General features: G+C 46.6%; 16 protein-coding genes. 11 read left to right on the top strand and 5 right to left on the bottom strand.

The window, feature by feature from the left end; translation table 11 throughout:
* Positions 1–101: 101 nt before the first annotated feature.
* On the bottom strand, positions 102–1199 hold the full coding sequence (locus tag H6F56_RS10290; RefSeq protein WP_190667508.1) for an SGNH/GDSL hydrolase family protein: 1098 nt from the start codon (positions 1197–1199) through the stop codon (positions 102–104).
* Here H6F56_RS10290 and H6F56_RS26820 point away from each other — a divergent pair.
* The 4 genes from H6F56_RS26820 (at position 1198) to H6F56_RS10275 (ending at position 4329) form a co-directional block, all read left to right on the top strand.
* Positions 1198–1326 (top strand): hypothetical protein, encoded by a 129-nt coding sequence (locus tag H6F56_RS26820; RefSeq protein WP_255513703.1) that lies wholly within the window; start codon positions 1198–1200, stop codon positions 1324–1326. The genes H6F56_RS10290 and H6F56_RS26820 overlap by 2 nt on opposite strands.
* 245 nt (positions 1327–1571) lie before the next feature.
* On the top strand, positions 1572–2078 hold the full coding sequence (locus H6F56_RS10285) for a photosystem I reaction center protein subunit XI (protein WP_190667506.1): 507 nt from the start codon (positions 1572–1574) through the stop codon (positions 2076–2078).
* Positions 2079–2342: 264 nt separating this feature from the next.
* Positions 2343–2459 carry a photosystem I reaction center subunit VIII gene (locus H6F56_RS10280; RefSeq protein WP_190667504.1) on the top strand — a complete coding sequence of 39 codons (117 nt, stop codon included), beginning with the start codon at positions 2343–2345 and terminating at the stop codon, positions 2457–2459.
* Between the two features lie 739 nt (positions 2460–3198).
* Positions 3199–4329, top strand: a complete 1131-nt coding sequence (locus tag H6F56_RS10275) for an adenylate/guanylate cyclase domain-containing protein (RefSeq protein ID WP_190667502.1) — start codon at positions 3199–3201, stop codon at positions 4327–4329.
* Positions 4330–4478: 149 nt separating this feature from the next.
* Here H6F56_RS10275 and H6F56_RS10270 read toward each other — a convergent pair whose 3' ends face one another.
* Positions 4479–7259, bottom strand: a complete 2781-nt coding sequence (locus H6F56_RS10270) for a glycoside hydrolase family 2 TIM barrel-domain containing protein (RefSeq protein WP_190667500.1) — start codon at positions 7257–7259, stop codon at positions 4479–4481.
* 455 nt (positions 7260–7714) lie between these two features.
* Between H6F56_RS10270 and H6F56_RS27085 the strand changes: the two genes are divergently transcribed.
* From H6F56_RS27085 to H6F56_RS10255, 3 genes are all read left to right on the top strand, one after another.
* Positions 7715–9043, top strand: a complete 1329-nt coding sequence (locus tag H6F56_RS27085) for a TIGR04283 family arsenosugar biosynthesis glycosyltransferase (RefSeq protein ID WP_190667498.1) — start codon at positions 7715–7717, stop codon at positions 9041–9043.
* Positions 9044–9250: 207 nt separating this feature from the next.
* Positions 9251–10084 carry an HpsJ family protein gene (locus H6F56_RS10260; protein ID WP_190667497.1) on the top strand — a complete coding sequence of 278 codons (834 nt, stop codon included), beginning with the start codon at positions 9251–9253 and terminating at the stop codon, positions 10082–10084.
* 158 nt (positions 10085–10242) lie between these two features.
* Positions 10243–11139: a glycosyltransferase family 2 protein gene (locus tag H6F56_RS10255; protein ID WP_190667494.1), complete on the top strand. Its 897-nt coding sequence runs from the start codon at positions 10243–10245 to the stop codon at positions 11137–11139.
* 228 nt (positions 11140–11367) lie between these two features.
* On the opposite strand, the gene H6F56_RS10250 is transcribed toward H6F56_RS10255, so the two are convergent.
* Positions 11368–11505, bottom strand: a complete 138-nt coding sequence (locus H6F56_RS10250) for a hypothetical protein (protein WP_190667492.1) — start codon at positions 11503–11505, stop codon at positions 11368–11370.
* A 74-nt stretch (positions 11506–11579) separates the two neighbouring features.
* Between H6F56_RS10250 and H6F56_RS10245 the strand changes: the two genes are divergently transcribed.
* From H6F56_RS10245 to ftsY, 3 genes are all read left to right on the top strand, one after another.
* Positions 11580–12308, top strand: coding sequence for a DUF502 domain-containing protein (locus H6F56_RS10245; RefSeq protein WP_309236494.1), 729 nt, complete (start codon positions 11580–11582; stop codon positions 12306–12308).
* Positions 12309–12339: 31 nt separating this feature from the next.
* A complete protein-coding gene (gene nusB, locus H6F56_RS10240; RefSeq protein ID WP_190667490.1) occupies positions 12340–12969 on the top strand; it encodes a transcription antitermination factor NusB in 630 nt (209 codons plus the stop codon).
* 117 nt (positions 12970–13086) lie between these two features.
* Positions 13087–14934 (top strand): signal recognition particle-docking protein FtsY, encoded by a 1848-nt coding sequence (gene ftsY / locus H6F56_RS10235; protein ID WP_190667488.1) that lies wholly within the window; start codon positions 13087–13089, stop codon positions 14932–14934.
* A gap of 102 nt (positions 14935–15036) precedes the next feature.
* On the opposite strand, the gene H6F56_RS10230 is transcribed toward ftsY, so the two are convergent.
* Entirely contained in the window at positions 15037–16713 is a 1677-nt protein-coding gene (locus H6F56_RS10230; protein ID WP_190667486.1) for a transglutaminase domain-containing protein, read from the bottom strand.
* Positions 16714–17219: 506 nt separating this feature from the next.
* Here H6F56_RS10230 and H6F56_RS10225 point away from each other — a divergent pair.
* Positions 17220–18011, top strand: a complete 792-nt coding sequence (locus H6F56_RS10225; protein WP_190667485.1) for a DUF928 domain-containing protein — start codon at positions 17220–17222, stop codon at positions 18009–18011.
* A gap of 190 nt (positions 18012–18201) precedes the next feature.
* Here H6F56_RS10225 and H6F56_RS10220 read toward each other — a convergent pair whose 3' ends face one another.
* Positions 18202–20166 (bottom strand): hypothetical protein, encoded by a 1965-nt coding sequence (locus H6F56_RS10220; RefSeq protein WP_190667483.1) that lies wholly within the window; start codon positions 20164–20166, stop codon positions 18202–18204.
* Positions 20167–20288 lie beyond the last annotated feature (122 nt).

Genomic DNA, 20288 nt, shown 5'->3' with positions numbered 1-20288 from the left:
TCCAGCCAAGAAGAGTGCTTATCAACTCAGAATAGCGATTGTGCGCCGGCACTTCAAGCGTTTTGAACACTGGATTAGCAATCTCTGCCGGCAGTTTTGTCTCAGGGCAATCGATTTAGTGCAATCCACGATTCAGCTTTTTGCAGCGCCCAGCGCCAAACTCCATACCCACGTGGATTTAGATGCAAGCCGTCTGTGGTTAATTCCCGGCGGAGATTTCCCCCCTCATCGGTAAAGAAAGTGTAGATGTCCAAGTACCTTGCACCCTCTTGTTGGGCAATCTCTGCTAACTGCTCGTTAAGTTTACGAATCCGGCTGCTGGGAATCGCTGCAAGCCGAGTGGGAAGAAGGGATTGCAGGATGACTTGCGCTTGGGGGTGCTCCTGCCGCAGGCGACGCACAATCTGGCGGGAATTCCAGAGTAGATCTTCATCGCTTTCTCCCCGGCGCAAGTCGTTGATGCCGGCCATGATGTAAATGCTGCCGGCTCTGATTTGGGAGAGGGTGTCTAGCCGATTTAAAATGCCGCCGGCGGTATCTCCAGAGATGCCTTGATTGAGCCACAATCGACCGGCTGGCAGTCCTTCTGGGGGAAACCACATACTCAGTGAATCTCCCACTAAGACGGCTAGAGAATTGCCACCTTGTCCTTTTGCCAGGGCATTGGCTTCTTTTGCTAAAAGACGTATCCAATCTTGATAAGTGGGTTGCTCACTGGCATTTGCCCAGGATGACCTAAAGCTATCACTTGGCAGCCGTGTGTAAGTCTGGCCGTAGTTAAGCGCTGCTAACCTTTGGCGATAAAGTTGAGGACCGGATACAGGTCTCTGGTTGCGGCTGCTAGAGAATGCCATCAAATCAGGGGGGGCTTCTGGAGTGACGCTGGCAAACTGAGATAAGGGGATGGCCGTCTCAGATAGCACTGTGGGGGGTTTCTGAAAGGCCGAGTCTTCGGGTAAAAAGGCCGTAGCTGGGGGCAAAGGCGGCAGCCCTAATGCCGGCAGACTTAAGGCGGGTTTGCTGAATTCCAGGGGGCTGATTTCAACGGTTGGGACTGTTTTTGTTGCTTTTACACCCTCAAGGGTGTCCGACAGTTTAAATGGGCTTGCTAGCTGCGTCCGGGGGAGTGCCGGTGGGGCGCAGTCTAACATTTGTTTTTTGGTTAACAGCCCAATAGCCAGCAGACAGGGATCGCTCATGGGGGTTGACTCCATCACACACACCCTTACCTTTGCCAGTCAAAATGGCCACAATCAGGACGTTCGCGCTGTCCTCGTTTGGGCTTGGAGTCAAACAAATCCCATCGGCCTGTTTAACAAAAATTAATGGATTATTTCACGAAAATTTGAGGTAGCGCTCGGTTAAGTGCGGATTTTATCCGAGAAAACGTTGGCTGAAAAATTGAAAAATCAACTGAAAGTTATAATTTGTAACAAAATCGAGTTTCTTCAGCCGGTTTAATGAACTTTTCTAAAGCTCACAACCAATTCTGCGATTAGGCAACCCCTCCTTGCTTAGAATATGAGCTTAAGTTCTTCTACCGATTCTCAGAAAGGGAGGAAAAATTAAGCATGGCAGATCCTAGAGATATGGAAGTGGTCAAGCCGTTTAATGGCGACCCATTTGTTGGTAATCTCGAAACTCCCATCAACTCTTCTGCTTTCAGTAAAGCTTTCATTGGTAATTTACCAGCCTACCGTAAAGGTATTTCTGCGATCCAACGGGGTCTGGAGATTGGGCTGGCTCACGGTTATTTCCTAGTAGGGCCGTGGGTTGTATTTGGGCCATTGCGCGATTACAAAGAGGCAGCCAATCTAGGCGGATTAATTTCAACCCTGAGTTTGATTTTAATCGCGACTGCTGGAATGTCCCTCTATGGCATCGTTTCTTTCCAACAGGACAGTGGCTATCCGGGCGAAAATCCTCAAGCTCCTAATCCTTTGAAAACTGCAGAAGGCTGGAGCCAGCTTACTGCCGGCTTCTTCTTGGGTGCTGTGGGTGGCGCGTTCGTTGCCTACTTCCTCCTAGAGAATTTCTCTGGTGTGGATGCGATTTTCCGAGGCTTGGTCAATACCTAGACCTTGTTTTCGTTGGATGGGCCAACTTCATATTGATGGAGGCCGGTTCCAACTTTTGCCGGCAGTCAATCTCATTTGTGAGTCGCTTTCTGGCTCTTTGATGGCCAGCCTTTCAATAGGCGGCTATTATTTGACAAATTGGGATCGGAATGTCATGCATTCAGATCCTTTTTTGTTAAGAATCTTGAGAGGGAAGAATCTTAGGTACAAGGTACAGTAAGATTCCTCTCGGAAACCCTGTAACTTTAGATAGGAGAATTTAATATGACAGGTGCATACGCAGCTTCGTACCTGCCCTGGATTCTGATTCCTGTGGTTACCTGGCTGTTGCCTGCTGTAGTGATGGGTCTGCTGTTTATCTACATTGAAAGCGAACAGTAATTGTTGGCTTGATTTTAGAGCTATTCTCAGCAGGCTGTCACTCACATCAAAAGGGCAATCAGTCTCCTCGGAAGGAACCAGATGCTTGTGGGAGTTTAAGTGAATCGCTTGATTTTCTTGCAATCTTTGTCTTGAGTTCCAAAAAAATCCCCCGCTTTAGTTTGGGGGATTTTTTTATATTTGTAGCGGTTTTTAGTTGGATGAAATATTAGGGAAAGTCAGAAAGACCTTGGGGGGAAGCCCCCCAAACCCCCTCCAAAAGAGCTGATCTGCTGAGTGTCAATAGTCTGGAGGGCGATACTATTCTTATTTGGATGAAATACTGCGGGAAGTTAGAAAGGCTTGAGGGACAGTTGCGTTCTCCGAAATCCTTTTGGAAGGGGTGATTGCTAGGTGTCAATAGTCTGAAGGGCGATTGTGAATGAGTGATTAGAATTTGAAAGCTGTGATTGAACATCGGTGAGATTGCTATAAATATTTTTTTAGACAGGTTAATAATTTTTTAAGTTTTGAGAGCTATTAAAAAATTAAACTGTATGAAAGAAATGTGGAAAGGAAACACTTTATTAATGCTTTTCAGAAGTTTAATGAATTGCCGGCACTGAGAACAAGTAACCGAATTAAAGCCGACTTCTCCTCGTGGGATTTGTTAAAGTGTGCTAAAGCGGGTTGCATTTGACCAAAAAAGTCGAGTCCCAGATAGAACCTGCAAAATGCAAGGTAGGAGATAGACCTGACCATGCTGAACTTTTTTCAACAACGCCGGCATTCGTTTGCAAAGCTGGGTAATTGGGGCAGGCAGTCGGTTCGGAATCTCTCACAAGCCGCTGATGCCTTAGCGGCTTATGGCATCACTCCAGAGGTGTTAGGCCGGCTAAAAACTTTTTTACAGGCGAAGGACAGCCGAGAATTGTATCACGCTAATCCTCGCCGGATTGCTGATCGGTTGCAGTTGAGCGAGCAACAAACACTACGACTTTTAGTATTTGCGCTTAAGGAAGGCATTGTTGCGCTGAATTGGGATATTCGATGCGATCGCTGTGGAGGCGTTGATTTCAATATTAAAGGGTTGAGTGAATTACACACTCATTACACTTGTCCTGGCTGTCGTCAATCGGCGCTGACGGATGCAGATCGAGCTGTGCGAGTGACTTTCAGCATAGATGATCGCCTGCGTCAACTCGATTTATCGGCAGATGATTCAGAGTTTAGAGAAAAAATTGATGCTCAGTATGGTGTAGTTTCTGGCCACCGACTGTTAACTTTACAAACTTTTCGCAACCTATTTCCCCGCGAAACAATTCCACCGAATGAGAGTTTAATTGTGCGGCGGGTGGCGATTTTATTTACCGATCTTGCCGGCTCTACTGCACTTTATTCCCGACGCGGAGATACAGGGGCTTACAGTTTGGTACGGCACCATTTTGATCACTTATTTACCGTGGTAGATGAGTGTAATGGAGTGGTGGTTAAGACCATTGGTGATGCTATTATGGCAGCCTTTACGGAGCCGACAGACGCTTTACAGGCTGGGATCATTATGCATCAGCAACTCGCCCAGTTAAACCAGCAGTTACAACTGCCACCAGAAGACGAGTTAATTCTCAAAATTGGCATAGAAGTCGGCCCGTGTATTAGTGTTAATCTTAATGGTCGTCCTGACTATTTTGGTACCACTGTCAACACTGCAGCGCGTGTGCAAGCTACTAGCCACGGCAATGATATCGCCGTCACCGGCACCTTTTTAGAAGATCCGAATGCCGCCGCGCTGGTTAAAGATTACCTTGGGCAACCGTCTCAGCTACAGTTGAAAGGAATTGATGAACCGGTTGTTGTTTATCATCTTCATCCAACTGGCATTTTGATATAGAACGGGAGCAGAGGGAATGGGGATTTCTCTCCATTTTCCTCTCACTACCTGGGTGCCAGCTAATCGAAAACTTTGCAATTTTTCAACCGATTCCAGTGTGAACTTTTCCCATAACTTAATCAAAATAAACATCGAAAATTAATGATTGATTAACGCAGCCGAAGAACCCGAATTCCACTCACAACTGGCTCACCTATCTCTGATATTAATTGCACTTCAATTCCTTTTCCCTCAGCAGCTTTTATTTGAAATGCTTGATTAACTGCCTGAAACATCCCGTATTGTTTGACTAAGTCTAAATTATCTATAACCGACTGATCATTTATTTTAACATTAAATACGCGCTGATTCGGTTCTTTTAACAACCGTTCTGTAAAAAGTAATTCAATTTCATATTCTCCATCTGGCACATCGAATCGATAACGATGAGTGCCGGTTCGCATCATTTGATAAAGCGGATCTGCGGTTGTTCCTCGAATATTTTCTACTTCTGCCGGCGGTGTTTTCTCACCGGCAATATATCCCCAACTTCCTGGTTGATATTCTTGATCTGGCTCCCAAATTATGCCATTGTCATCAATAAATTGAGCATCTGAGCCGGCATTCACGGCTAGTTCTTTAAATGGAAGCGATGCATCAGCAAGATTTAAGGGTTGCTTAGTGAAGTTTATCTCAACGCGGTCGCAATTTACTTCTTTAGAAAAAGAATGATTTTTCAATCCACACGCCTTAATAATATTGATGCCATTACGGAAAGGCACATCCCAAGTTGCCTGCCGACTATCGTCTATTTTCTTAATTCCTAAAGATTGATTGTTGACAAATAGTTCGACTTTTGGGTAGTTTGAGTAAACTTCCATCGGCTGGACTGTAGAAAGTGAACTTTTTGCCGGCATTTGGGAATTAGGAGATTCTTGCGTGTTTGTTTTTTCGGGTGTTTGTGCGCTTCCTGAACGTTGCAACCATTCACGAGTTGCGATATAAATGACTGGTTCCTTAGAGAATTTTGCTTTATAAAAAAAGTAGATATCTTTAGGCTGCCGATCAAAGGTTTGGATGCCTTTTTGGTTAAGATGAGGAATAGAACCACCGCGAGCTTCAACACCGAAATCAAATTGATTCCATAGAGAGCTGCCGGCGACGAAAGATCGCGCTTCTATTTGCTCTAAATAACTTTCGTGTAGCCTTCGTTGGTATTCTGCTGTAAAATCTTTGCGCTGGGGATTTAATGAATGCAATCTTGAGTCACTATCGGCACCGTACTCACTCACAATTATAGGCCGGTTGGGAAATTTTTCATGCTGATCATCTAGAAACTTTCCAAAGTCTGTAAATACGCCACTATACCAGCCAGCATAGATATTCCAACCAACCACTTGCGGCACATCTGCAACACCCGCTTCATTATAAAGTGGGATGCGGTGCATTGCCATCACACTCGTTCTTGTCGCATCTTCTTGCCGTAGCAATTTTTCTAAAGTTTGAGCTAATTCTAGTGTTTTTTGCAGGTATTCTGGCGTTTTTTCTGGCCCTTTTAGGAAAATTTCATTCATATAACCCCACATCAGCACCGAAGGATGATTATAATGCTGACGAATCATTTCAGTCAGCATGACTTTGCTTGTTTCGGTAAATGCTTTAGAGGGAGTAATATAGTTAACAAGGGGAATTTCTTCCCATATAATTAAACCAAGCTGATCTGCGACTTGCAAGACTACGGGATCTTGGGGATAATGAGCTAACCGCAGGAAATTTGCCCCCATATCTTTGATCATTTGGAGATCGCTGCGGTGAATTTCATTACTGACGGCATTTCCCATGCCTTTGTAATCTTGATGCCGGTTGGTTCCTTGCAATTTTAAGGGTTTGCCGTTGAGAAAAAATCCCTTTTCTGCGTCAAAGGAAAACCAGCGGAAGCCAAGAGGATTTTCAACGATGTCTACCAGGCTATCACCGTCATAGATATTCGTAGCGACTGTGTAAAGATAGGGATTATCTGTTGACCAAAGTTGCGGATTATTAATCGATTCGCTAAGCTGTTCAAACGATGTTTTGCCATTTGCCGGCACGTTAACAGAAGACTCCAAAGAAGCAACTGTTGCACCTTTGGCATCTGTTATCGTATTTTTGACCTGCACCTGTTTGTTTTCTAAGGTACTATTAACAACCGTTCCCCGAATTCGTACCGTTGCACGTTCCTCAGAAACCGTAGGTGTATCTATATAAATTCCCGGCGAAGCAAAGTCTAAAACATTGATATGCACCGGATCAGTTGCGATCAGCCACACATCTCGATAGATGCCGCCATAAAATGTAAAATCTGCTGAAAGTGGGGCAATATTTTCGTTGAAACTGTTATCTGCTTTAATGGCAATGGTATTGCCGCCGGCACCCGCACCAAAGTTTACCAAATCGGTGATGTCACAAGCAAAGGCTGAATAACCGCCTTCATGATGGCAAGCCAGTTTTCCATTCACAAAGACATCAGCAAATTGATTAACAGCTTCAAAATAAAGGAAAAGATTTTTTCCTTTTAATTTACTGTCAATTTCCAAAGTTTTGCGATACCAGCCGGCACCCCGATAGTAACCGGGAACCTCATCAAACGCATCTTCAGCATTCCAGGTATGAGGCAAATTCACAACTGACCAACGAGTGTCATTATAACGGGGAAGTTCAGCGCCCTTCACCTCCTCTCGCAGAAATTTCCAGCTATTATTAAGACTGACACGACTACGCGGGCCGGCAAGATTACTAATTATTTGATTTTCCTGTAACATTTGGGTAAATAGCTCCCGTACTGCTGGGACAAAACGCTGCTGAATCTCAAATGTTTTTGCCGTTTGCCGGTGATTCGGTTCATTTACTGGCCGTGTACTTGCCATCAGGAGCAATGGATAAATAATAGAGGCAATCGTCGCTATTTTCATGAGATTTTATAATTTTTGCCGACTCTAAATCAGACGTCAAGGGTAAAAATCAAAATAGAGTTAGTTAATTATCTGCCATGCCGATGCTCTAGGTATGCTGATACAAAAAAAATTACCTTTTATTTAATAAAAGTAGACGTTGACATCGTATTATTTACATACTAAAATAGTGACGCTTGTGAAATTTTGGCACAGATTTCTATTATAGATAATAGCATAAAAGCCTTAAAAAATACATCATTTTTAATCAAATAAATGAAAAAACTCAATCACAATTAAAAAAAACAACCCAATGACTAAGTATTAAAAGTAGAAGAAGAGACAGCATCTGTATATGCCTGCCGACACGCTGCGCTATCATCTGCGGTTAAAAAAATCTAAATTTTCCAGGAACCTAATAAAGTAAACCCAAAAAATTCCCTAAAATCCCCAAACAATCATGTCAAGAACGAACCGTGAACTCAACACAAAACAGTAGCGAACACCAAATCATCTTTACCCGGTATCCAGAACCCGGAAAAACCAAAACCCGACTCATCCCTGCCCTCGGATCAGAAAGAGCAGCCGAACTACACCGGCACCTTGCCGAACACACCTTAGCGCAAGTCAAACAACTCGCAAATAACCGCTCACTCACCACAGAAATCCGGTTTACCGGCAGCACCCCAGCCCAAATGCAAACGTGGTTAGGCACAGAAATTATCTACCAAACACAAGGAGAAGGCGATCTCGGTGAACGCATGGCAAGAGCATTTCAAGAAGCATTTACCACCGGCAGCCAGCGAGTCGTGATCATCGGCACAGATTGCCCCAGCATCGATCCGCCCCTACTTGCTACTGCTTTTGACGAACTACACCGGCACGACTTAGTTCTTGGCCCTGCAGAAGATGGAGGCTATTATTTAATCGGGCTGAGCAGGTTTATCCCAGATTTGTTTGCCGGTATCACTTGGGGCACCAGCAGCGTTTTGCAACAAACCTTGACAATTGCCAATCAATTGCAGTTATCCTACAGCCTTTTGCCCCAGCGAGCCGACATAGATAGACCAGAAGATTTAGCGCTTTTAGACGAACGATTTGCCAACTTCAAGCAGCTAACACCCAAAATTTCCATCATCGTGCCGGTATTAAATGAAACCGGCACCCTTGAGAAAACCCTGAGAACCGCTCAATTATCTGCCCAGGTAGAAATTATTGTCGCAGACGGCGGCAGCGAGGATGGCACAGACGATTTGGCCAGATCGATGGGTGTAAAAGTAATTTACCCCCCAGTCGGTCGTGCGGCTCAAATGAATGCCGGTGCAGCCATCGCCACCGGCGACATTCTGCTATTTCTCCACGGCGACACCCAACTGCCGGAGGGCTTTGACAAAGTAATTACAGAAACACTCTCCAACTCAGACGTCATCGCCGGTGCCTTTGAATTGCGAATAGACGGCGAACACAGGGGGCTGCGCTTCATTGAAACCGGCGTGAATTGGCGTTCACGCTGGTTTGGGATGCCCTACGGCGATCAGGCGATTTTTATGCCGGCACAAGTGTTTAAGCGCGTCGGCGGCTTTCCAGAAATGGCGATTATGGAAGATTTTGAAATGATGCGCCGGTTGCGACGCCTGGGAAAGATTAACATTGTAGCGATGCCGGTGCTGACATCGGGACGCCGGTGGCAGAAACTTGGGGTCGTGAAAACGACATTGATTAACCAACTGGTGATTATGAGCTATTTCCTGGGCGTAGCACCCACTCGCCTAGCACGCTGGTATCGCCGGCAGCAAAAAAGTTGATCAATCCACCGCCGATCTTTGCCTGACAAACTTTTCTAAGCTTTTCTGGAGCAATCAAGAAGAGAAAATCTCTTTCCTATCCCCCTCTCCCCCATTTTCTGGCCGGTTTTCCCAACTAGATGTTTCATTTTTATGAGACATAGGGAATTTTTTTATAGCAATCCGGTAACTTTGAAGTAGACAACAAGCAACAAAGCTGAGAATTCTATGATTGATAGCCGTCAACCTTCCTCTATAGCCGCTCGAATGCTCACGATTGTTGGCACAATCTTAATAGTGGCTTATCTGCTTGACTGTGCGATTGTGCTGTTTCCGCCCAACTTCCTAGACAGACCTTGGCAGATGGCCTTCACCAGCCAGATCGTCGAGCGGGGAATTCTCCCGATGGTAGGTCTGGGCCTGATTTTCGCCGGCTATGGGATTGAGAGCAACGCCGGCGGCGGAACACCTTCCAACCGCAAACCTTTTCTAGACATAAAGTTTTGGAGCTTAGTGCTTTCTAGCTTGTTGGGGCTGCTTTTCTTATTACTATTTCCCCTGCATCTCAACAATGTTCGTCTCGACAGAAATGAAAAACTCGGTCAAATTACGACCCGTGCAGACCAAGCTGAACTCCAAGTAACCAGTCAAGTCAGTAACGCCGAGATCCAAAAGGAAATTGAAAAGCAACAAACACTCGTCAAAACCCAGTTAGCCGAACTCGTCAAAGACCCGCAGAAACTTGATGAAGCGATTAAAAGCGGTCGCGTTCCCAAAGAGCAAGCAGATTTACTTCAGAGATTTAAGCAAGACCCCCAGGCAATTGACCAGTTTGTTCAGCAGCAATTTAATGCTGAAACCCTTAGCAATCGGGAGCTGAGCCGAATTCGAGGCAACCGACAGCAACTTGAAGAACAAACGAAATTGACTTCATTAAAATCTGGATTGCAAACCGGCATTAGCAGTTTGCTTTTGGCCTTTGGCTATATGGCAATTGGCTGGACTGGATTAAAAAACTTGGGTTATGTCAAAGTAGGCCGACGCAAAAACGTACCTCGCTAATAAATCCTCAGATCGCTGGTTTAGACATTCGCTTTCTCAGGGAATCAATTAAAACCCCAAAATTAAAAATTAAAAATTAATTACATAACTTTTCTTTTTTAATTTTTAATTTTTAAGGTTTAATTATTCCTTCCTTGCTCCTCACGCGCTTCCCAGAAATGTTTTCTATTTATATCCTCACCTACAACGAAGAAATTGATATTGGGGCTTGCATTGAATCAGCCCTAATGTCGGATGATATTATCGTGGTTGATTCGTTTAGTCGGGATCGCACCGTAGAAATTGTCCACCGCTATCCTGTGCGCTTGGTGCAGCACCCGTTTGAAACTCACGGAAAGCAGCGGACTTGGATGCTGCAATCCGTTCCGACAAAGTATGAATGGGTTTATATTCTTGAAGCCGATGAACGAATGACACCGGCACTATTTCAAGAATGCCTGGAAGCCACGAAGACAGAGGAATACATCGGTTACTACGTGGCTGAGCAAGTCATCTTCATGGATCGGTGGATTCGGCGCAGCACCCAGTATCCACGCTACCAAATGCGGCTATTCCGTAAAGACAAAGTCTGGTTTAGCGACTACGGACATACCGAAAGAGAAGTCTGCGAGGGACCCACTGGCTTTATCACAGAAACTTACCCCCATTACACTTGCAGTAAAGGTTTGAGCCGGTGGATTGAAAAACATAACCGCTATTCCACCGACGAAGCCGCTGAAACCCTGCGCCAGCTAGAGAAAGGCAGCGTTAGTTTGCGGGATTTAGTCCTGGGGCACTCGGAAGTCGCCAGACGCCGCGCCCTCAAAGATTTGTCCCTGCGCTTACCCTTCAGACCCTTGCTGCGCTTTTTCTATATGTATTTCCTGCTGGGTGGTTTTCTAGATGGCAGGGCCGGCTTTGCCTGGTGCACCTTGCAAGCTTTTTACGAATACCTAATCTTGCTGAAAGTGTGGGAAATGGAGAATCTGCCGGTTCCTACACTTGACCCAAAAACCCTATCTGCTGAAGAGTCCAACGCTGATTCGGCCAGAGCGCTCTCTGAGCCACAAGCTTAACCGAGATCGGCGGTATCAAAATTAATGTTAAATTTGATACTAATTATTTTAAGCTATCCAAATAGCTCATCATCTGCTCATTTCCCTTAGTAAGCAAACCTCTAACATAGAAGGGATCGCCCTCGTCTCAGGACTGGAGCGAGTTAGTTATTATTTTTATGTAAGATTGGGCTGATTCAGCCAGAGGCAGCAATGCGACTTAGGGTTTAATAGATTTGAAATATTTCTTTACAAATCTGACACAATAATGAGTAGAGCTCCCAGCCACTCCCGCTCAGTCGAGACAGGTGCGTGTAAAGCCCGGTAAGGCAGAATCGCTGGCAGTTCGCCCCACCGGGGTGTTGGGTTGGAAATCTCATTGATCATGCCGCCAGCAACTCCTAGCGCTTAGTTGGGAGTGCCATAATTTCCACAGCCAGTTCAAGGAGAGTAGGCTATCTGTGACCCAGCGCTTCATGCAGGACTTAAAGAATGATCTAATTGCCGGTCTGCTGGTGGTGATTCCCCTAGCGACGACCATCTGGCTGACAATTACCATCGCTAACTGGGTGATCAACTTTCTCACCCGCATTCCCAAGCAGATTAATCCCTTTGATGGTCTGCATCCCATCTTGGTCAATGTGCTGAATTTAGTGGTGGGACTGGCTGTACCATTGCTGAGTATTCTATTGATCGGCTTGATGGCTCGCAACTTTGTGGGGCGGTGGCTGCTCGATTTCGGTGAGCGCCTCCTGCAAGCCATCCCACTCGCCGGCTCGGTTTATAAAACCCTCAAACAGCTGCTAGAAACGCTGCTAAAGGATTCTAACAGCAAGTTTCGCCGTGTGATCTTAGTGGAGTACCCCCGCAAGGGTATATGGGCGCTGGCGTTTGTCACAGGTACGCTCAGCAGCGATATTCAGTCTCACTTGTCCGGCTCCATGCTCAGCGTTTTCATCCCAACCACGCCAAACCCCACCACCGGCTGGTACGCAATTGTCCCAGAAGAAGAAGCAATTAACCTCTCGATGTCCATAGAAGATGCTTTTAAAGTGGTAATTTCCGGTGGAATTGTCAGTCCAAGCTCCTCAATCATTGCCTGTTCTTTGGCGAACGCCCCAGACAGAAAACTGGAACCATTGCGCTTTGAGGGGCGACGGCAGCCGATACCGGCAGAAGAAGATATATAAAAATTAGGAAAAAAGGTCAAGGTTAGCCGTCATGCAAGCTCGAAGAATCTCCCGTGAACTGGCTTTGCTAAGCCAGAGCCAGCTGAGCGCCAATCTGGAAAAATTAGCAGCGCAGCAGTTACAAGATGTAGTATTAGCAGCTGTGCGTACCCTAACGACAGAAGTTCATGACGTCCTTGAAACCGCTGCAGCAGAACTGAAACGAAGCAGTGATCGCCTTTTGAGCAGCGAGACCCGCACCACCGAAGTCGAAGGTGCGAGAGTGATGGTTAAAGAAGCCGTTGAACTGGGCCAAACAGCGATTAACCGACTGGGGATGGCGTTGGAACTTCCAGAATTTATCCAGCTAGCCAACCAAAAAGAAGTCCGTGCCTACACCCTAGAGATTCTCAGCGTGCTGAGCGAGCGCCGGCAGCAAATCGATGGCATCCTCTCAGAAGCGTTGGTAGATTGGCAGTTGAATCGCTTGGCTCGCATTGACCAAGATATCTTGCGGATCGCGGTGGTAGAAATGCAGTTTCTGGGCGTTCCTGACAAAGTCGCCATTAACGAAGCAGTGGAAATTGCCAAACGCTACAGCGGCGACGACGGACACCGATTTATCAATGGTGTGTTGCGCCGGGTGTCTGACGCAACCAAAGGGGTCACGAGAAATCCGTAAGGGTCAAGCGTTAGTGGCTAGAGGCGGGTTTCCCCCACCCTTGAGCTGGTAACGAACTGACAGCCGACAATCTAAAATTGAAAATCAACATCGCCGGCAGCATTTTGGAAAAGGGTAATGGTGTTTAATTGGTTCCGCCGCCAGTTTAGTGAGAAATCTGACGAAAAAGAAGAGGAGCAGTCTCAACCGGCTGCCCCTCAGCCTGAAACAGAATCTGCTGAATCCGCTTCTGAATCCGCCTCAACTGAGCAGCAATCACCAGAGGTGGCAGCGGATTACCTCAACTGGGCGAAGGCAGCTTACAAAAATATTCAGAAGCAACAACAGGAAGTAGAAGCGGAAACGGCAACCCCTGAAGCGGGTGCAGCCGCAGATCCAGCACAGAAAGTTGCGCCGACTGAGGAGATTAACCCGGTTGCCGGCACCCAAACCGAGGAACCGCAGCCGATTTTGTCACCAGAACTGCCGGCAGTCGAGGAACCAGCCACCCTTACAGAAACAGCCGCCGAAAGCGCAGCAGCCGGCGAAGTGGCGGAACAGGTTGAACCGGCAGTAGAACCTGAAACAGTCCCTATTGCTGAGCCGGCACTAGCTACAGAAGAACCCCCGGCAGCGCCTGAAATCGCAGCCGAGGAACCGACAGTACAGGAACCAGCCGTCCTCACAGAAACCGCTGCCGAAAGTGCAGCAGCCGGCGAAGTGACTGAACAAGTTGAGCCGGCACCCAGCACTGAGGAAGAACTCACTACTGAGCCGGCACCCAGCACTGATCAAGAACTCACCACCGAGGACTCAACACCCAGCACTGAAGAAACCCCAGCAGCGCTGCCATTGTGGGCCAGAGCAGAAGCAGACCGGCAAGCGCGACTGGAACGGCTCAAAGCCTCAGCGGTTGACTCAACGGAACCGGAAATTGTCAAACCGGCGGCTGTCCAAACTGAAGAGGTTACCGATTTTGTCTTTGACGAAGGGTTCCTCTGGTCAGCAGAAATTTTAGCCGCTCAAGGCCGACGTCCTGAAGATATTTCTATCGAAGAAATCACTTGGCTCAAAAAACTGCGGCAAAGTTTAGATAAAACCCGTCGCAGTCTAATTAACCAGCTCAAGGCAATTGTGGGTCAAGGCCCGCTGAACCAAGCTGGGGTGATGGAGATTGAGTCGCTGCTGTTGCAAGCAGACGTTGGGGTGGAGGCGACCGATTACATTATTAACGCCCTCCAGAAAAAGTTGCGGGAGGAAGCGCTGAAACCAGAGGAGGCGATTGCCTATCTGAAAACAATTTTGCGCGATATGCTAGACCAGCCCACCGGCAAGTCTTACAATCCCACCTTTGCCCCGGAAAAAGACCAGCTGAATATCTGGTTAATCACCGGCGTTAATGGTGCCGGTAAAACAACGACCATCGGCAAAATTGCCCACATCGGCCAGAAATCTGGTTATAAATGCTTGATTGCTGCCGCTGATACCTTCCGCGCCGCAGCCGTCCAACAGGTGAAGATTTGGGGCCAGCGCAGTGAAGTTGAGGTGATTGCCAATCCAGGCCAAAACACTGACCCGGCAGCCGTCGTGTTTGACGCGATTGCGGCAGCCCAAGCGCGGGGGACGGAACTGCTACTGGTTGACACGGCAGGTCGCCTCCAGAACAAGAAAAACCTGATGGAGGAACTCAGTAAGATTCGGCGGATTATCGATAAAAAGGCCCCGAATGCCAATATTCAATCCCTACTTGTTTTGGATGCCACTTTGGGCCAAAACGGTCTGCGGCAAGCCGAAGTGTTTGCACAAGCCGCCCAGTTGAGTGGAGTGGTATTGACAAAACTGGACGGAAGTGCTAAAGGGGGCATTGCCCTGGCTGTCGTGAAACAGCTTGGTTTGCCCATTCGGTTTATCGGTGCCGGTGAAGGCATTGAAGACTTGCGTCCCTTTTCCAGCTATGAGTTTGTGGAAGCCTTGCTCAGTGGCTGATGGAAAGATAGAAACCGAGGGCAGAAATATCAAGATTTTAGCCAATTCGGCGCTGCCGGCAGGACAAACGCTTTTGCTGCCGGCATTCTCCAACTTCTTGACTTAGTTTCCTGCCGGCACCAGTTCTTCTAAGATTTTGAACCGGACGTGATTGATGGCAAGATCGCCAATTGAAACGTTTTCTTTGTCCACCGGCTGTCCATATCGTGTCAGCGTGGCAAAGCGGATTCCTTTCCCAATTTCAATGTGATACCAAGCCAACCCCATGAAAAATCGCATCGGGTATGGGCCTTGTTCTTGGATATCATCAGGATTGGATTCCATCGGCAACCAGCCAAATCCGGGTGCGTAGAACTCTAACCACACATGATTAAAGTCTGGCATCAGGGGTACTAATAGCCGGTCAGGATAGGCTGGGCATTTGTAGCGCCCAATCGTCCGGCAAGCAATGCCATTCAGGCGCATCAGAGCGAGTAAGATTCCCACATACTCCCCGCAGGAACCAACGCCACGTTCTAGGGCCACATCGGGGGTGTCAATGTGGGGTTTAATGCCATAGGATAGCTTGTCGTAGACGTAATCCCGGATGCTTAGCACTTTCCGCAGCAAATTGGTTTCTGTACCAATTGCTTCACCGGCAGCTAGGCGAACCATTTCAGTATCCATTGCCAAGTTGTCATTATCCACCAGATAAAGCGCGGGATAGGTTGGCGGCATTTCGGGCGCGTTCTCAACATCGCGGGGCGTCAGGCGATACTTAATGCTGTGGACTTCCAGCAAAGCTTTCCAACCAAATATACGGGCTTCGTTGGGTTTGAGGGTGTCAAATTTGAACACGGCAACCCGTTCGCCATCTTGAATTTCTTCGGTGAAGGGGAAACCAACCGCTTCGATGGATCTAACTTTTTGCCGGTGCGTGTTAGACGGCAGGGCGATGCGCCATTCTAAATTGTCTACACTGACCTCGTCTAAGGGGGCCATTTCCTCTACATAAGACATCTCGATCAGATAGCCGTTGGAGAGGGCGTAACGACCGGCTTCGTCGTAGTGAACGAAAAGCGGATGAATGAAGGTGCGGTCTCGAAATGTTAGCTGATGAGGATCAGGTGAGTTGGGATCGTCCCGGATATAAGCTTCTTCGCCGGCGTAGGCCACATAAAGAATATCTTGGCCGGTTTCGGGGTTTACATGAAATGCTAAGCCGGTGGGAGATTCAAAGGGCGTCAACACACTAAAGCGAACCTGGCCGGTGCCCCGATCTAAGCAGTATACGCTTTGCTCGCTGGTGTCGCACAGCCAAAGTTCTTCTTCCCGCACTGTAATATTCTCGACTCCAATACCAGGGGCGTCAAATTTGGTAATTTGCTTGCCGGTGTTACGATTAAAAACCAGAATGTAGCCGGCTTTTTGGCAGGTAACATAAATGGTTGAACCCCACACTGCCACGCCATTAGCGAGGTAAGGCAAGGTGACAAAATGTTGCGGTGTAAACTCACCTAACTTGCAGAAGTACACACTTTCGTCAAGGGTAAACCAAAGGGTATCCTCCCATACCGCCAAGCCGGTGGCATCGATGAAATCTGCCGCCTGATAGGGGTTAAGAATGGTGGTGTTTTCGGTCGCGCAATCAATCTGTAGCAAATGGCCGCGCGCTGAATCTATGGCTATCAGTGCATCTTCAACAAATGCCATACCGTGCAGCGCATAGGCTGCATGAGGTCTAATCGTGCGTAACCAGGGATTTTGTGTCGGGGGGGAAACAGGGGAATGGGAAGCCATCTTAAATGTGGTGGGTAAGTTATGGTAGATGATAAGTAGTATCGTAACGAACCTGTTCAAAGTAACCGATTTTTGAATAATTGCTTCTTGATGCGCCGGCAAAAACGTCTGGTGAGCTGTCCCCCAATTTGGAAGGCAACTTAATTTATCCTTCAAGACGCAGCAAAAATGGCAATCTCGGCCTATATCGATTTACTCTCACCCAGCACTCAAGACTGAGGACTTTTCTCTTTACTCTCGCACCGAACACTCAAGACTGAGTACTTATCTGTTTCCTCTCTAACTCAACACTCAGGACAGAGAACTCTTCTCTTTACTCTCTAACCCAGCACTCATCACTCAGGACTCAGGACTCCGCCACTCAGAACTGAGAACTTTTCTCTTGATAGCTTCTCCGTCTTAAGCGAGTTAGTATTGACTAAATTGATTGTACGGCTTTGTAGGAACTCAAACTCCTGTGTAGCCGTCTTGTAAAGTTACTCGACTCACCAGAAGACTGGTATATTATGGCTCGGAAGAAGTCTCTTCTCTATTTGCTTCCATTGTCGTTAGCCCTGTCCTTTGGACTTGCTGCAACCACCAGCTTCCCAACTCTGGTGCAGGCACAGATATCACGGCCAGATGCAAATGGTCAAGGTCAAGGAGTAGGGGGCAATTGGAATGCGTTTAACCCGCCCAGTACAGGACTGCCAGGAGGCCGGCAAGAAGGCGGCGGCGTGCGGGGTCCCTGTCCCAATGGTTCTGAACACATCACTGCTTTAAGCCCTCAAACAAATGCTGGGTTAACTGCATCAGCTTCGCCTAAATTCTATTTGTATGTGCCGGCAACCATCTCACTCCCAATGGAGTTTAAGCTGTCGGAGTTTACAGATGCGAACAATGAAAATGAAAAGGAAGTTTATCAGACGACTTTTTCACTCACTGGAAAGCCTGGAGTGATTAGCGTCAGTATGCCGGAAGACGCACCGCCCCTAGAAGTTGGCAAAAACTACTATTGGTCTTTTGCATTGCTCTGTCAGAATAATGCACCGGAGGCGACGATTATCCGGGGCGGATGGATCAAACGTTCTGAGCTTAGCCCTCGACTCCAGCAGGAATTAGAAAGCGCTAAAGCGGTTGATCGTCCGAGTATTTATGCCAGAGAGGCAATATGGTTCGATACGGTTTCCTCTCTCGCTGAGTTACGCCGGCTGGAACCGGGCGATGTAACGGTGACAAAAAATTGGGAAGAGTTGCTGACTTCTGTGGAGTTGGGAGATCTGGCAAACGCACCCTTTATTGATACGGATCAACCATAACAAATTAATTGCTAAGGTTGAAAGTTCTGAAATCTCACGTTTGAGTGATGATAAGACTTGTGGCGAAAGTCTTTTTAAACCACAGATGTGTTAATTGGCACTTGAGGTTTTGCTAGAGATTGAGCGGTTAATTGACAGCTTCATTCTCTTTGGTGGGGACGCGGTCATGCTGTGTCTCTACTTATTTTTTTTAGGCGATATCGAAAATTCCGATATCCGCAGGAATAAAGTTAGCTGGATTGTTAATTTGGTCTGGGCGAACATCTTTCAATAACGCCAAAAATTCTCCACCGGCAGTGACGGCAGTATCTTGAGAAATCCCAAATAGCCCACGATTGAATTGTTGAAAGCTGAGCTGTTCAAAGGATAGATCGATCAGACCAATGATATCCGTGCCGGCCTTAAAATCTGTAATTAGATCGGCTTCATTTTGATTGCCGGCTTTGCGTTCATCTCGCTCAATTATAAATGTATCCCGGCCCGAACCACCTGTTAGCTCATCTTTGCCGGTTCCTCCATAAAGCAGGTCATTTCCCAAATCAAAAACGCCCCCACCTCCGACTAGCTGATCGCTTCCTGATCCTCCACTTAATGTGTCATTGCCGCTATCACCATTGAGCTGATCATTACCAGATTCACCAAAAAATTTATCATCACCTGATCCGGTGTAGCGGATATCGCCAGATATAAAATTGAAGTTATCAGTCCCATTAATATTATCGTTTGTAAAACTCCCAATCACAATATCATTATCTTGATTTGATGCGGAGCGGGCAATTAATAATTCGGGTATTTGAGCCGGATCTGGTTTGTCAATTGTTTCGTTTGATTTGGGATTAGGCACAACAAGGATTCCTTTATGCCGGCCTGCTTCCCTGCTACGAATTTCCAGTTCGCCAAAATCTTTAATCGCCAAGTCCTCAATATTTTCATAAGCTCTCATCCCCAGCAGCGAACCCATTTTTTCCGGTTCACTTGTTAAATGGGTAAATGTTTCAATTACCCAACCGTGTTCATCACCAATATCAGTAAGCCGCTCAGCTCGATTGCCAAAATCGATTTGAAAAGATTCATCCGCTGTTACTGCAAAATCTTGATTGCCGGCTAAACTATTAGAGCCAACAAATGCTCTAGAAAATTCTGAAACATCCCTAAAACTTTCAGGTCTGTTTTCTCCAGCAAATCTACTGTCTAAATCGTACTTGCCTCTAAATTCTGAAGGCGGATCGAGGGCGGTAATTGTTCTAACACCAACTGCATTAGGATTAGTTAGATTTAATCTCGTGTCGGCTCTATTCGTATCGTCTCGATAAATTCTTCCAATTTCTGCACTGACTAATGAACCCAAACTATGTCCGATTAAATTTAGACTTCTGAGTGCTTCTTCTGAATTAATTCCCCAAACTTCTTCTAACGTCTTAACAGCAAATTCTGCAACAGCGCCAATCCATGTAGCTGCTCTCAAATTGCCGCCGGCAGCAGAGGCATAGGCGTTGCCAATCGGGCCGAGATCCTCACGTAGCGCATTATAAGAGACTTCTCTCCAGTCAAGCGCTAAAACGCGATCTCCAGGTCTTGCTGCGGCGACTGATTTGGCTAAAGAGTCAATACTGTCAGTGAGAGAACTGTTATTCCATCCATGAATAATCACCCAGGTTTGCTTTGCTTCTGGTGAATCTGCAAGCACTCGAAACCCCACCCGCCGAAAATCTCGATCTACATTTGGAATGAGTTCGCCAGCTGTTTCACCTCCCTGAACTGTTCCTAAACCGGCTGTCGGCCATTCACTTAAACTGTTTGCAAGAAATACAGTTTCTAAGTCTTTTACATTTTGATTACTCGGTTGAAAATTTATGAGATTGTTGAAGAATTCAAAATTTTCAACATTGAGAGCAGCCATGTCTTGAGTGCCGATTATTGCACCCGTTATAGAATTTTCCAAAGTTAAGTTAAGTTCTTCATTGCCTTCTATGGCCATATCCGGAACGAATGCTGAATCAAAGAAAGAAGTCGAGGCGAGTTCGGAATATTGGCCGACTTTATGGGTGTATTCAAACGCATCTTTAAACTGGCCATTGATGATTGCTTCGGCTACGTCTAGTTTGGCTTCTAGATAAAACTCACCAGTGAATAGATCTCGATCATCAAGCTTCATAATTTTTCCTCAGTCCTTAGTTAAGAATATGGTTGAGCGCTTTATGACAAGCTATAGTCATAATTCTGTAGGAATTTTTATAAAATCTTCAGTTACATTTATCAAGAATAAGTTAAAATTTC

This window comes from Microcoleus sp. FACHB-672, assembly GCF_014695725.1.
Lineage (GTDB): Bacteria > Cyanobacteriota > Cyanobacteriia > Cyanobacteriales > Oscillatoriaceae > FACHB-68.
Note: the sequence above shows the minus strand (reverse complement) of the source record. Positions and strands in the feature narration are given on the sequence as shown.

Coding starts and splice junctions, on each gene's coding strand:
- H6F56_RS26820 (WP_255513703.1), top strand. CDS start 1,198: ATGGGGGTTGACTCCATCACACACACCCTTACCTTTGCCAGTCAAAAT.
- H6F56_RS10290 (WP_190667508.1), bottom strand. CDS start 1,199: ATGAGCGATCCCTGTCTGCTGGCTATTGGGCTGTTAACCAAAAAACAA.
- H6F56_RS10285 (WP_190667506.1), top strand. CDS start 1,572: ATGGCAGATCCTAGAGATATGGAAGTGGTCAAGCCGTTTAATGGCGAC.
- H6F56_RS10280 (WP_190667504.1), top strand. CDS start 2,343: ATGACAGGTGCATACGCAGCTTCGTACCTGCCCTGGATTCTGATTCCT.
- H6F56_RS10275 (WP_190667502.1), top strand. CDS start 3,199: ATGCTGAACTTTTTTCAACAACGCCGGCATTCGTTTGCAAAGCTGGGT.
- H6F56_RS10270 (WP_190667500.1), bottom strand. CDS start 7,259: ATGAAAATAGCGACGATTGCCTCTATTATTTATCCATTGCTCCTGATG.
- H6F56_RS10260 (WP_190667497.1), top strand. CDS start 9,251: ATGATTGATAGCCGTCAACCTTCCTCTATAGCCGCTCGAATGCTCACG.
- H6F56_RS10255 (WP_190667494.1), top strand. CDS start 10,243: ATGTTTTCTATTTATATCCTCACCTACAACGAAGAAATTGATATTGGG.
- H6F56_RS10250 (WP_190667492.1), bottom strand. CDS start 11,505: ATGATCAATGAGATTTCCAACCCAACACCCCGGTGGGGCGAACTGCCA.
- nusB (WP_190667490.1), top strand. CDS start 12,340: ATGCAAGCTCGAAGAATCTCCCGTGAACTGGCTTTGCTAAGCCAGAGC.
- ftsY (WP_190667488.1), top strand. CDS start 13,087: ATGGTGTTTAATTGGTTCCGCCGCCAGTTTAGTGAGAAATCTGACGAA.
- H6F56_RS10230 (WP_190667486.1), bottom strand. CDS start 16,713: ATGGCTTCCCATTCCCCTGTTTCCCCCCCGACACAAAATCCCTGGTTA.
- H6F56_RS10225 (WP_190667485.1), top strand. CDS start 17,220: ATGGCTCGGAAGAAGTCTCTTCTCTATTTGCTTCCATTGTCGTTAGCC.
- H6F56_RS10220 (WP_190667483.1), bottom strand. CDS start 20,166: ATGAAGCTTGATGATCGAGATCTATTCACTGGTGAGTTTTATCTAGAA.